11 protein-coding genes are annotated in these 12,553 nt (G+C 69.8%); 6 read left to right on the top strand and 5 right to left on the bottom strand.

The window, feature by feature from the left end:
• The first annotated feature begins 14 nt into the window (after positions 1-14).
• The 6 genes from ACU6WY_RS00315 to mnhG are packed head-to-tail and all read left to right on the top strand — an operon-like array spanning position 15 to position 6,363.
• Positions 15-2,945 carry a Na+/H+ antiporter subunit A gene (locus ACU6WY_RS00315; protein ID WP_483821935.1) on the top strand — a complete coding sequence of 977 codons (2,931 nt, stop codon included), beginning with the start codon at positions 15-17 and terminating at the stop codon, positions 2,943-2,945.
• Positions 2,942-3,559: a Na(+)/H(+) antiporter subunit C gene (locus tag ACU6WY_RS00320; RefSeq protein ID WP_483820502.1), complete on the top strand. Its 618-nt coding sequence runs from the start codon at positions 2,942-2,944 to the stop codon at positions 3,557-3,559. Before ACU6WY_RS00315 ends, ACU6WY_RS00320 begins: the two co-directional genes overlap by 4 nt.
• Positions 3,556-5,112, top strand: a complete 1,557-nt coding sequence (locus tag ACU6WY_RS00325; RefSeq protein ID WP_483821936.1) for a Na+/H+ antiporter subunit D — start codon at positions 3,556-3,558, stop codon at positions 5,110-5,112. The genes ACU6WY_RS00320 and ACU6WY_RS00325 overlap by 4 nt, the downstream gene beginning before the upstream one ends.
• Positions 5,109-5,723: a Na+/H+ antiporter subunit E gene (locus tag ACU6WY_RS00330; RefSeq protein ID WP_483820503.1), complete on the top strand. Its 615-nt coding sequence runs from the start codon at positions 5,109-5,111 to the stop codon at positions 5,721-5,723. The genes ACU6WY_RS00325 and ACU6WY_RS00330 overlap by 4 nt, the downstream gene beginning before the upstream one ends.
• Positions 5,720-5,986, top strand: coding sequence for an MrpF/PhaF family protein (locus ACU6WY_RS00335; RefSeq protein ID WP_483820504.1), 267 nt, complete (start codon positions 5,720-5,722; stop codon positions 5,984-5,986). The genes ACU6WY_RS00330 and ACU6WY_RS00335 overlap by 4 nt, the downstream gene beginning before the upstream one ends.
• A gap of 2 nt (positions 5,987-5,988) precedes the next feature.
• Entirely contained in the window at positions 5,989-6,363 is a 375-nt protein-coding gene (mnhG, locus tag ACU6WY_RS00340) for a monovalent cation/H(+) antiporter subunit G (protein WP_483821937.1), read from the top strand.
• 156 nt (positions 6,364-6,519) lie between these two features.
• Here mnhG and ACU6WY_RS00345 read toward each other — a convergent pair whose 3' ends face one another.
• The 5 genes from ACU6WY_RS00345 to ACU6WY_RS00365 form a co-directional block, all read right to left on the bottom strand.
• Complete coding sequence (locus ACU6WY_RS00345; protein WP_483821938.1) at positions 6,520-8,481, bottom strand: MDR family MFS transporter; 1,962 nt, start codon at positions 8,479-8,481, stop codon at positions 6,520-6,522.
• Between the two features lie 204 nt (positions 8,482-8,685).
• Positions 8,686-9,228, bottom strand: a complete 543-nt coding sequence (locus tag ACU6WY_RS00350) for an SRPBCC family protein (protein ID WP_483820505.1) — start codon at positions 9,226-9,228, stop codon at positions 8,686-8,688.
• 64 nt (positions 9,229-9,292) lie between these two features.
• Complete coding sequence (locus ACU6WY_RS00355; protein WP_483820506.1) at positions 9,293-11,188, bottom strand: YhgE/Pip family protein; 1,896 nt, start codon at positions 11,186-11,188, stop codon at positions 9,293-9,295.
• Entirely contained in the window at positions 11,185-11,910 is a 726-nt protein-coding gene (locus ACU6WY_RS00360; protein WP_483820507.1) for a hypothetical protein, read from the bottom strand. Before ACU6WY_RS00360 ends, ACU6WY_RS00355 begins: the two co-directional genes overlap by 4 nt.
• Positions 11,907-12,515 carry a TetR/AcrR family transcriptional regulator gene (locus ACU6WY_RS00365; protein ID WP_483820508.1) on the bottom strand — a complete coding sequence of 203 codons (609 nt, stop codon included), beginning with the start codon at positions 12,513-12,515 and terminating at the stop codon, positions 11,907-11,909. The genes ACU6WY_RS00360 and ACU6WY_RS00365 overlap by 4 nt, the downstream gene beginning before the upstream one ends.
• Positions 12,516-12,553: the final 38 nt, after the last annotated feature.

A 12,553-nucleotide genomic window follows, 5' to 3' on the forward strand; every position in this document is an offset into this window, starting at 1 on the left:
CGAGGAGGCCTACTCTGCTGGCATTCCTCGGCGCCTTCGCCCTCGTCCCGCTGCTGCTGCCCCTGTTGGTGGCGCGCATCGGCCCCCGAGCGTTCTACGTTGCGGCCGTCCTCCCGGCGCTCGCGTTCGCGTTCGCGATCGTGCAGGCGCCCGCCGTCTTCGCCGGTGACATTCCGTTCGAGGAATACTCCTGGATCCCCGGCCTCGGCATCTCGCTCTCGATGCGCATGGATGCGCTGGGCTGGCTCCTGACGCTGGTCGTCACCGGGGTCGGCGCTCTCGTCATGCTCTACTGCCGCTGGTACTTCCGCGGCAAGACCGAGGGCGTCGGGCAGTTCTCGGCGGTGCTTCTGGCGTTCGCCGGGGCGATGTACGGCCTCGTGCTCACCGACGACATCGTCGTGCTGATCATGCTGTGGGAAGTCACGAGCGTGCTGTCGTATCTGCTCATCGGCTACTACCACGGCCGCGCGGCCAGCCGTCGTGCTGCCCTCCAGGCGCTGCTGGTGACCACGCTCGGCGGCCTCGTGATGCTCATCGGCGTCGTGCTGATCGTCGTGCAGGCCGACACGACGAGCCTGTCCGCGATCCTCGCCGACCCCCCGGTCGGGCCGGTCGTCGATATCGCCGTCCTCCTCCTGCTCGTCGGGGCGCTCAGCAAGTCCGCGATCTTCCCGTTCCACTTCTGGCTCCCCGGCGCCATGGCGGCACCTACCCCGGTCAGTGCGTACCTGCACGCCGCGGCGATGGTCAAGGCGGGCATCTACCTCGTCGCTCGGCTCGCCCCCGGGTTCGCCGACACGCCTCTCTGGCGGCCCACGCTCATCACCCTGGGTGTGTTCACGATGCTGCTCGGCGGCTTCCAGGCCCTGCGCGAGCGTGACCTCAAGCGCGTCCTCGCCTTCGGGACCGTCAGCCAGCTCGGATTCCTCATCGTGATGCTCGGCTACGGAACACGGGATGCCGCCCTCGCCGGCGTCGCCCTCCTGCTCAGCCACGCGCTGTTCAAGTCGTGCCTGTTCCTCGTCGTCGGCGTCATCGACCGTCAGCTGTCCACCCGCGATGTCGGCGAGCTGTCGGGGCTCGGGCGCCAGGCTCCGGTGATGGCCACGGCCACCTTCATCGTCATCGCGTCCATGGCCGGGGTGATCCCGACGCTGGGGTTCGTGGCGAAAGAGACGGCGCTCACGGCCCTCTGGCACGAGGCCACGGGCGGAGCGGTGTGGGGGATCGTCGCGCTGGTGGGAGTCGTCGCCGGATCGGCGCTCACGGCGGCCTATGGCATCCGTTTTCTCTGGGGTGCGTTCTGGACCAAGCGCGGGGCCGAGCCGACCGAGTGGCCCGACCCGCCGATCGGCTTCCTCGCCTCCCCGGTGCTGCTGGCCGCAGCCTCGCTCGCGCTCGGCTTCCTCGCGCCCGTCGTCGACGGGTGGCTCACGCCCTACGCCGACGAGCTCCCCGAGGCGACCGCGGGCGTTCCGGCACCCGAATACCCGTACCACCTCGCGCTGTGGCACGGTCTCGAGCCCGCGCTCTTCCTCTCGCTCGGCACCCTGGCCCTGGGCGCCGTTATCTTCTGGCTCGTCCGGCGCACGCAGCTGCATCGACGCGGCCGCGTGCTGCCTTTCACGGCCAACGACGTCTACAACGCCACGCTGCGCGGGATCGACCGCGCCTCGGAATGGACCACGGCGCGCTTCCAGCGCGGATCACTGCCCTTCTACGTCGGCACGATCTTCGTCGTGCTCGTGGTGGCCGAGGGCACGGCGCTCGTGGCCTCCGACGAGTGGCGTGCCGAACTCGACGCGTGGCAGTCGCCCTCCCAGCTCATTGCGGCCCCGATCATGATCGCCGCCGGCATTCTCGCCGTGCGCGCGCGAAAGCGCTTCACGGGCGTTGCCCTGGTCTCGGTGACGGGTCTGGGCATGGTCGTGCTGTTCGGGACGGGCGGCGCCCCCGACCTCGCTCTGACACAGGTGCTCATCGAGACCGTCACGCTCGTCGTCTTCGCACTCGTCCTGCGTCGGCTTCCCGCCCGCATGGGCGAACACAATGCCTCCGTCGCCCCCCTCGCCCGCGCGGCGCTGGGTGTGGGTGTCGGACTCACCATGGCGCTCGTCGCCGTGGTCGCCACCGGCGCCCGGCAAGACCTCCCGATCTCGCTCCAGTGGCCGCCGCTGTCGTACGAGATCGGCCACGGGCGCAACGTCGTCAATGTGGCGCTGGTCGACCTGCGCGGGTGGGACACGATGGGCGAGCTGTCGGTGCTCATCCTGGCGGCCACGGGCGTGGCATCCCTCGTCTTCATCACCGACCGCAGTGACAACCTGGCGCGCCAATCGGGCACCGCGCGGAGTCGCGTGGGGCTCGCTCGTCGGCGCCCGCTGATCGAGACCGACAGTGGCGTGCGCGCGCAGCGCGCGGGCGAGGGCGATGCGCCGCGGGCGTGGCTCGTCTCGGGCGCCAAGGTGCAGCCCGAGAACCGCTCGATCCTGATGGAGATCATCATCCGGGTGCTCTTCCACGCGATCATGATCGTCTCGCTCTACCTGCTCTTCGCCGGACACAACCTTCCCGGTGGGGGCTTCGCCGGCGGTCTGGTCGCCGGAATGGGCCTGGTGATGCGGTACATCGCCGGCGGGCGCTGGGAGCTCGGAGCCGCCGCACCCACCGACGCCGGCCGACTGCTGGGCGCCGGAATGGCGATCGCGGTGCTCTGCGCGATCGTGCCGCTGTTCCTCGGCTTCGCTCCGCTCCAGAGCTTCACGTTCGAGGGCGAACTGCCGCTGATCGGGCACTGGGAGTTCGTGACCAGCACGATCTTCGACGTGGGCGTCTACCTCGTGGTGATCGGCCTCGTGCTCGATGTGCTCCGCAGCCTGGGGGCAGAGGTCGACCGACAGTCCAAGGACTCCGTCGACACGGGGACGGTGACGGTGCAATGACCATTTCCCTCGTGCTCGTCGTCGTCATGGCGGTGCTCTTCGCGTGCGGTGTCTACGCCATGCTCGAGCGCAGCCTCACCCGCGTGCTCATCGGGTTCCTCCTGCTGGGCAACGCGGCCAACCTGCTGCTGCTCATCGTGATGGGGCGCCCTGCCCTCGCGCCGTTCTACGACGGCGGAGAGACCGACCCCGCCGACATGGCCGACGCACTGCCGCAGGCTCTGATGCTGACGGCCATCGTCATCACCTTCGGTATCTCGGCGTTCCTTCTCGCGCTGATCTATCGCTCATGGCAGCTCGGTCAGGCCGACACCGTGATCGACGACGCCGAAGACCTCGCGATCCGCGAGCGCACCGCGTTCGAACCCGAAGACGCCATCGACGAGGAGTCCCGCTCCGACGACGACGACGTCACGACCGACTTCGTCGGAGACGTCGCTTCGCCCCTGCGCGTGCTGCACCAGGGCGACCTGTCGACGCTGGTCGACGACGCGCCGGTCGATCGGGTCGCCGTGCGCCGGTCGCGCCCCGACCACGCCGCGCCCCCCGCGCAGGACGACGTCCACGACCCCGAGAGCGATCCCCGAGACCCCGAGGACGGTGATCGCTCCTGAGCGCCCTGGTCCCCCTGCTCGTCGGCATCCCCCTCATCGGGGCCGCCATCAACCTCGTCTTCGGCCGCCGGAAGAAGACGCAGGTCGTTGTATCCGTGGTGTCGCTGGCCACCGTGATGGTGCTCGGCGCGATCCTGCTGGTGGTGGTCGATACCCAGGGCCCGATCGCCGTCGCAATCGCGGGGTGGCCGATTCCCCTCGGCATCGTGCTGTATGTCGATGTGCTGGCCGCGCTGCTGGTGATGGTGACGAGCATCGTTCTGCTCGCCGTTCTGCTCTTCTCGATCGGACAGGGGGCGGCCGACAACGACGTCGACACCCCCGTGTCGATCTTCTACCCGGCGTATCTCATCCTCGGCGCGGGCATCTTCAACGCCTTCATCGCCGGCGACCTGTTCAACCTCTACGTGGGCTTCGAGATCCTGCTCGTCGCCTCGTACGTTCTCATCACCCTCGGCAGCACGGAGTCGCGCATTCGCACCGGCGTCGTCTACATCGTCGTGTCGCTGGTGTCGTCGATCCTGTTCCTCTCCGCCATCGCGATGGTCTACGGCGCGCTCGGCACCGTCAACATGGTGCAGATCAGCGAACGCATGGCGCTGCTCCCGCAGGACATTCAGACGATCCTGCACCTCATGCTGCTGCTCGCGTTCGCGATCAAGGCGGCCGTGTTCCCGCTCTCGTTCTGGCTGCCCGACTCCTACCCCACGGCCCCCGCTCCCGTGACGGCGGTGTTCGCGGGGCTGCTCACCAAGGTGGGCGTCTACGCGATCATCCGCACCGAGACCCAGCTGTTCGTCGACAACGACCTGAACTTCCTGCTGATGATGGTCGCTCTCGCGACGATGATCGTCGGCATCCTGGGGGCGGTGGCGCAGGCCGAGCTCAAGCGCATCCTGTCGTTCACGCTCGTCAGCCACATCGGCTACATGATCTTCGGCCTGGCGATCAACACCCCGCTGGCCGTTGGCGCGACGATCTACTACATCGTCCACCACATCATCGTGCAGACGACCCTTTTCCTGGCTGTGGGCCTCATCGAACGCCGGGCCGGCAGCACGTCGATTCTCAAGGTCAAGGGCCTCATGCGAGCGGCCCCCCTGCTGGCGGTGCTGTACTTCATTCCGGCGATCAACCTCGGCGGATTGCCGCCGTTCTCGGGCTTCATCGGCAAGTACGCGCTGTTCGACGCCGCGGCGCAGGTGGGTACCCCCGTGATGATGGTGCTCATCGTCGGCGGCATCGCCACATCGATCCTCACGCTGTACGCCCTCATGCGCGCGTGGAACCTGTCGTTCTGGCGCGAAGAGAACGACTCCGCCGAGACCTCGGAGCGCATCGCGTACCTGGGCAACGCGCCGGCGGCATCCATTTCGACCCAGCGCCGGACGATCCCGCGCATCATGACGGCGGCGACGATGGGCATGGTCGCGGTCACCGTGGCGCTGACGGTGTTCGCGGGTCCGCTGCTCGACGTCTGCCTGCGTGCCGGTGAGCGCATCACGGAGGGCATCACGCTGACGCAGATCACCGAGGAGGTGGAGCAGCGATGAGCCCCAGTCGCCGGATGCAGTTCGGGTACTACCTGCAGCAGCTTCCGTTCCTCGCGATCCTGATCGCGCTGTGGATGCTGCTGTGGGGGCAACTCACCTGGCTCGCCTTCTTGACTGGGTTGGTGGCCGCCGTCTTCGTCACGCGCGTGTTCCGGCTTCCCCCGGTCGATCTCTCGGGACGCTTGAACCTCTGGTACGGCCTCGTGTTCGTCGTCACCTTCCTCGGCGCAGTGGTTCGCGGCTCGCTCATCGTGGCGTGGCAGGTGCTGGATGTGCGACGACCGCCGGGAGCGGCGATCATCGCGGTGCCGCTGCGGGTCGACGACGACGTCATCATGGCTCACACCGCGGTGACGGCCTCGCTCATCCCGGGTTCGCTCATCATCGACGTCGACCGCGAAGGTCGCATCCTCTTCCTCCACACGATCGGCATCCGCGACGACCGGGACGTCGACCACCACCGGCGCGTCGTGCTCGGGTGGGAGGCGCGTATTACGCGCGCGGTGGGATCGCGCGAGCATCTCGACGACCTCCGCCGCCAGATCGCCGAGGCGGATCCTCGCACCCACGAGGGGGCGGCCTCGCCCCGCGACGGACGGACCCCGATATGACCGCCCTCGTCGTCATCATCCTGATCGTCTTCGCCGCCGCCGCGGTGCTGGCGCTCATCCGCCTGGCCATCGGCCCGTCGATCCTCGACCGCGCGGTCGCGGCCGACGTGCTGCTCACCGAGGTGCTGTGCATCCTCGGGGCCGACATGGTCATCAACCACCACACCCGCTCGCTGCCGACGATGCTCATCATCGCCGCGGTCGGGGTGTTCGGGTCGATCGCCGTGGCGCGGTTCGTCGCGCGGAAGGAGAACCCCCGGTGACCCTGGAATCCGTGCTCGACATCGTCGCGCTGGTGCTCGCGCTGATCGGCGCCGTGCTGTGTCTGACCGCCGCGATCGGTCTGGTCCGCTGGGCCGACGTGCCCACTCGCTTGCACGCCTCGACCAAACCGCAGGTGCTGGGTGTTTTGCTCATCGTCACCGCCATCGTGCTGTCGCTGCGCACCTGGGAGGCGCTGGCTTTCGGCATCCCGATCGTCCTGATCCAGTTCGCCACCGCTCCGCTCGCGGCGCACATGGTGGGCCGGGCCGCGTACCGCAACCGCACGATGGACGAGGCGGGGCTATATGTCGACCAACTGCAGCACCGCACCGAGGAGGGCGGCTCGATCGCCGCGCCCTCCCGCCCCGAGAACTGAGGCGTCTGCCCCGGCTTGTCGCGCGATAAACGCGATCCGCGGCGAGACACGCGGTGTCGGCGCATTTCTCGCCGCGGAGAGCGTTTATCGGGGTCGGGCGAACCCGCCGTGCGGGCCAGCGGAGCGCGATGGGGTCGGGCGAACCCGCCGTGCGCGTCAGCCGAGCGCGATGGGTTCGGGCTCCCGCTCGGCGTCGTGTGCCTCCTGCAGCGCCGACTTCTGGCGCAGCGGCGGCGTGCGGAAGAAGAGGGTGAGCACGAAGGCGATCAGGGAGACGGCCATCCCGACCCAGTAGACGCTGATGGTCGACTCGTTGAACGACACCAGCAGCGGCTTGGTCAGTCGCGGGTCCGCGCCGTTGAGGAACGACGTGTCGTCCATCGTGCTGTTGTCGAACGACGACTCGGACGATCCCGACATTCCGTCGATGATCTGCGACACGGCCTGGTCGACGAAGACCCCGCGCGCGGTGGCATCCGTGAAGTCCAGCGTCACGGTGCCGTCGGCGGCGACGCGCGCGACCGGGAGTTGCTGTTCGATCGCGGCGCCGACCTGGGCGATCGCCTGGGCCTGCGCGGCTGCGGTGGCCTGCTCCTGCGCACCGGCGGGGATCGTGCCGGCCGCGACCTGCTGCGCGACAGCGTTTGCGGCCGCCGTCTTGGCCTGCTCGATACCGTTCTGCGCCCCCGTGAGAGCGCCCTCGGACACCGTCTGCACGAACGGGTCGTAGACCTTCTGCATGATGCCCTGGTTCGCCGGCGCGGAGGCGACGGTGGGATCGAGGGCGGCGTCCAGAGCCGCGGTGAGCGTTGCCTGGTCGCGGAAGTTCGCCTGCAGGTTGACGGGCACCAGCGAGAACAGCAGCGACAGCAGCACGGCGGTGCCGAGGGTGCCGCCGATCTGACGGAAGAAAGTGGATGCCGAGGTCGCGACGCCGATGTCCCGTGGTCCGACCGAGTTCTGCGACGCGATGGTGAGGGTCTGCATCAGCTGGCCCAGACCGAGCCCGATGAGCAGCATCGAGCCGGCGATCTGCCAGTACGAGGTGTCGTAGCGCACGAGCGTCAGTGTGAAGAAGCCGAGCGCCATGCAGAACGTCCCGATGGTGGGGAAGATCCGATAGTGCCCCGTGCGGGAGATGATCTGGCCGCTCACAATCGACGAGATCATGAGCCCCAGGATCATCGGCAGCAGCTGGAATCCGCTCTCGGTCGGACTGGACCCCAGCACCAGCTGCAGGTACAGCGGCAGGGTGAGCATCGCGCCGAACATGGCGAACCCGACGAAGATTCCGATCACGGTGGCCATCGAGAACGTCGACGAGCGGAACAGCTTCAGCGGGATGAGCGCGTCGTCCTTCATCGTGCGCTCGATGAGGATGAAGGCCAGGATGCCGAGACCCCCGACGGTGTAGCAGGCGAGGGCGATGGGGGAGGTCCAGCCCCACTCGCGGCCCTGCTCCGCCACGAGGAGCAGCGGCACGAGCGCGATGATGACCGCCGCGGCGCCGAACCAGTCGATGCGCACCGCGCCGCGGGGGTGGCGTGGGATGTGCAGGAAGCGCAGGACGATGGCGAGGGCGACGAGGCCGATCGGCACGTTGATGAGGAACACCCATCGCCAGCCGGCGATGAAGAGGATCTCGTTCGCCCCGGCGAACAGGCCGCCGACGAGGGGGCCGATGACGGACGAGACGCCGAAGACGGCGAGGAAGTACCCCTGGTACTTCGCGCGCTCGCGAGGGGCGAGGATGTCGCCCATGATCGCCAGTGGCATCGACATCAGTCCGCCGGCGCCCAGGCCCTGGATCGCGCGGAAGGCGGCGAGCTCGACCATCGAGCTCGAGAAGCTCGCCGCGATCGAGCCGAGGATGAAGATGACGATGGCGATGAGGAACAGCGGCCGCCGGCCGAAGATGTCGGAGAGCTTGCCGTAGATCGGCGTCGCGATCGTCGACACGATCAGGTACGCCGTGGTGACCCACGCCTGCTGGCTGAGGCCGTTGAGGTCGTCGCCGATGGTGCGAATCGCGGTGCCGACGATGGTCTGGTCGAGCGCGGACAGGAACATGCCCGCCATGAGCCCGAAGATGACGAGCAAGATCTCACGATGGCTCATCACCGGGGTGTTTCGGACGGTCGGGGTCGACACGGCAGCAGCAGTCACGTTTCCTCATCAAGGCGGGAGGGGCCGGGAAGGGGTGCCACGCCAGGGGCGTGCGCGATCGGGGCCGGGAGGACGGGTGTCATCGGCACCGAAAAGAAGTTGTCTTTTGTCAACTATAGGGGCAGAGGGCCCCCGCGCGTGCGCGGTTCCGCGCCCTCACACCTCGGCGTCGGCGGTGTCTTCCTCGGCTTGCGGTGAGGCCTCGCCCTCGGCCGGGTCGGGGGTGTGCGTGCGGGCCTCCAGCTCGCCCGCCTCGCGCTCGGCCCGCCGGCCCTCGGCGAGGAACGCCAGCCGGTTCAGGCACTCGTGATTGCGCAGGCGGAGCACCGGAGACCACACGACGGCCGGCAGGGCCGCCGGCACCCCGGAGACCGCCTCCTCCGCGATCGTGACCGCGATGCCGTCACCGTGCGGGCGCACGTCGATCCGGATGACACCGCGACCCAGCGGCCCGGCCTTGGGTCGCAGCCGCACCCGGCGCGGGGGATCCCACTCGACCATCTCGGTGGTGTCGTGCACCATCACCGGCCACACCCCCAGAGAGTGGTGAAGGCGGGCGCCCTCCTGCGGCCACTCCGGATCGACGCCCCGCATGCGCGCGGCCCCGACCACCCACACCGGGTAGAGCCATCCGTCCGCGAGAACCGCGAACAGGTCGTCGGGAGTGCAGTGCATCAGCCGGGTGTTGCGGGCGGTCATGGCATCCCCTCGCGGTCGTCTGCACCGACTTTACGACGCGGCGGGGCCGCCCGCGCGCCGTCGCTCAGCCGATGAGGCTCGGCTGCAGGTCGCGGAGCGTTCGGTGGTGCGTCATGCGGGTCACGCCCAGCGCGGCCAGGAGAACACCGCCCACGAGCCACGCCGCGAGCACCAGCAGATCGGGACCCACGCGGCCGATGTCGCCCCCGTACATCACCTGGCGCATGGCATCCACGACGTACCCCATGGGCAGCACGTGGTGCAGAGCTGCGAGCGGGGCGGGGAGCGTCTGCCAGGGGAACGTGCCACCGGCGGTGACCAGCTGCAGCACCATCAGCACGAGGCCGAGGAACTGCCCGACCGAGCCGAGCCACACGTTCAGTGCGAGCACGATCGCCGCGTACGTCGCCGAGGCGAAGAGCAGGATGCCGAGGGCCGCCAACGGATTCGCGAACGAGAACTGCAGCGCGACGGCGAGCACCGTGAACAGCCCCACCATCTGCACGGCACCGAGGCCGGCGGGGGTGAGCCACCCCGCGAGGGCGACCCGGACAGGCGAGCGCAGCGCCGTGACCGCACGGTGGGAGACGGGCTTGACGATGAGGAAGAGCGCGTAGATGCCGATCCAGCCGGCCAGGGCCGCGAAGAACGGGGCGAGACCCGCGCCGTAGTTCTGCGCCCGCGTGACCGAGCTCGACCCCACGCTCACGGGGTCGGAGATCGTCGAGGCCTGCGCGTGGCGGGTGGCCTCGTCGGAGTCGGGAATCTGCTGGACCCCCGACGCCAGGCCGTCGCGCAGTTGGGTGGCGCCGCCGGAGAGTTGCGCGAGGCCGCCGTCGAGCTGGGCGGCTCCGTCGCGGAGCTGTGCGGCACCGGTGGCGGCGGTGGCGGCGCCGTCGGCGAGGGCGGCGGCGCCGTCGGCAGCCGTCGACGCGCCCGTGGACAGGGCGGCGCTGCCGTCGGCGACCCGACGGGCGCCGTCGTCGAGGCGGTTGATCTGGTCCACGGTGTCTTGCACGCGGGCGTTCGCGGTCGCGATGCGCTGCCCCACGGGGTCGAGGCGGGCGAGGACCTCGTCGATCTGCTGCGGGTCGAGACCCGCGTCGGCCAGGGCCTGCGCGATGTCGGAGCGCGCCTGCGGCAGCAGCGATGCGGCATCCGCGGCGACCGCCCCCACCTGCCGGGCGGCAGCGTCCACGCGATCGACGCCGCCCGCGACCTGCTGCGCGCCGTCGGCGACCTGTGCCGCACCGTCGCGCAGCTGGGCGGTGCCGTCACGCAGCTGCGCGGCGCCGGTCGACAGCTGCGCCGTGCCATCGGCGAGCTGTGTGGAGCCGGAGGCCAACTGTGCCGAGCCGGACTTCGCGGTGCCGAGGCCGTCGACGAGTTGCGTCGCTCCGCTCGTGGCATCCACGAGGCTCACGCGAATCGTGTGCAGGGCGTCGAGCAGGCTGAGTCCGGCCTCGTCGACCACTTTCTGCGCCACCGAGGCCTGGATGCGGGCGACGGCCTGGGTGCCGATCGTGGAGGCGAGGTAGTTGTTGGCGTCGTTGGTGCGGAGCTCGATGTCGGCCTGACGCGGGGAGTCGCTCGAGAGGGAGGCGACCGCATCGGTGAAGTCGGCGGGGAGGGTGACGGTGAAGTCGAAATCGCCGCGCTCGAGACCCGTCGCTGCGTCGCCGGCCGAGACCCGGTGCCACTCGAACGTGTCGCTCTCGAGCAGCTGGTCGGCCGCCTCGTCGCCGAGGTTCCGCTGCTGCCCGTTCACCTCGGCGCCCTGATCCTCGACGACGAGAGCGACGGGGACGCTCGTGAGGTTGCCGTACGGGTCTTGGTTCGCCCACAGGTAGAGCCCGCCGTACAGGATCGGCACGGCCAGCAGCGCGACGAGGGCGAGTACCGCCATGCGGGTGGAGGTCAGGCGGCGCAGCTCCGCCGCGATCATCTGGGGGATCTTCACCGGGCGTCCTCCTCGCGGTCGCTCGAGACGGGGGCGCTCTCGGCCTCGGGGGCGCTCTCGTCTTCGTGCGCGCTCTCGTCTCCGGGGGCGCTCTCGTGCGGGCGAACGTTCTGGTCGATGCGCGCGTTCTCGTCGAGCGCGGCGACGGCGGTCTGCGACGCCCGCCCGGCGACGACGAGCACCGCGTACCCGCGCTCCGCGAACTCCTGCGCGATGCGCCACCAGCCGTGCGGCTCGCCACCGTGGCGGTCGGGCGCGACGAGCACGAGCCCCTCGACCCCGGCGCGCAGGGCGGCGAGTTCGAGCAGCAGTCGCACGCGCTGCGCGGGTTCGACGTTGCCGATCGGCAGGGATGCCAGCGACTCGAGCCCGATGCCCTCGAGCCACCGCCCCGCGGCGAACGGGGTCGGCGGGTGGCCGGCGAACATCAGCTCTTCGGCGACGACGCCGGTCACGGTCACGTTGGGTTCGGGCTCCGACACGAGGGGAGCGTCAACGAGGGCGACGCGACGGCGGATCGCTCCGGCATCCGTGCGTCCGTCGATCGTCACGGTGCCGCTGTCGATCTTCATGCGACCGGATGCCACGAGCCCCAGCACCGTGGGACGCTGCTCCGTCTCGGCGACGACGAGGGTCGCCCGCCCGGTCTCGAACGACGTCGAGGTCGTGGGCAACGCGCGCTGCGCGCGCCCCTTCGCGACCGCGTCGAGCACGATTCTCATTGCGCCTCCAGGTCGGGGTGCTGGGCCAGCAGGTCGCGCGCCTCGGTCCACGACAGCCCGGCGATGCCGAGCACCGATTTCACGGCGATCGCGCGCGCGGTCGCCGATTCGGCGTCGACGCGGGCGACCACGGTGCGCCCGGTCTCTTCGAGCAGGCGCGCGAGCGTGGGGGCGGGAAGGTCGGTCCGCAGCTCGCCCGCCTCCTGCCCGCGGCGGACGATCGCGTCGATGCGTCGGCGCAGGGGGGCGAGGGCTGCCGAGGTGTCGGCCAGGTGCGTGTCGTCGAGGGCGAGGGCAGCGGCGGCCTGCACGTGCGCGGCTTCGTCCCAGAGGTCGGAGGTGAGGCGCGCGAGCGCAACCCGGGAGTCGGCGTCGTCGATGCGATCGGCGATCGCGTTGAATCGAGCGGCGCCCGCGGCGATCACTTCGCGCACGATCGCGTTTCGGTCATCGAAGTGACCGTAGAGGGCCCGGCGTGACAGGCCCGCGCGGCGCGCGATCGTCGTGATCGAGGCGTGGGGGTCGTGGCCGATGGCCGCGGTGGCGGCATCGACGATGCCGGCGCGGTTCTCTCTGGCGTCACGGCGACGGAGGGGGCTGCTCACGAACGTCGATCGTAGTACGAAAATGCACTACGGTGTGC

Source organism: Microbacterium sp. ZW3a (assembly GCF_057167165.1).

Excerpts from the sequence above, each read along its gene's own strand:
- ACU6WY_RS00360 (WP_483820507.1), bottom strand. The coding sequence starts at position 11,910 with ATGAGAATCGTGCTCGACGCGGTCGCGAAGGGGCGCGCGCAGCGCGCG.
- ACU6WY_RS00320 (WP_483820502.1), top strand. The coding sequence starts at position 2,942 with ATGACCATTTCCCTCGTGCTCGTCGTCGTCATGGCGGTGCTCTTCGCG.
- ACU6WY_RS00330 (WP_483820503.1), top strand. The coding sequence starts at position 5,109 with ATGAGCCCCAGTCGCCGGATGCAGTTCGGGTACTACCTGCAGCAGCTT.
- ACU6WY_RS00345 (WP_483821938.1), bottom strand. The coding sequence starts at position 8,481 with ATGAGCCATCGTGAGATCTTGCTCGTCATCTTCGGGCTCATGGCGGGC.
- ACU6WY_RS00335 (WP_483820504.1), top strand. The coding sequence starts at position 5,720 with ATGACCGCCCTCGTCGTCATCATCCTGATCGTCTTCGCCGCCGCCGCG.
- ACU6WY_RS00350 (WP_483820505.1), bottom strand. The coding sequence starts at position 9,228 with ATGACCGCCCGCAACACCCGGCTGATGCACTGCACTCCCGACGACCTG.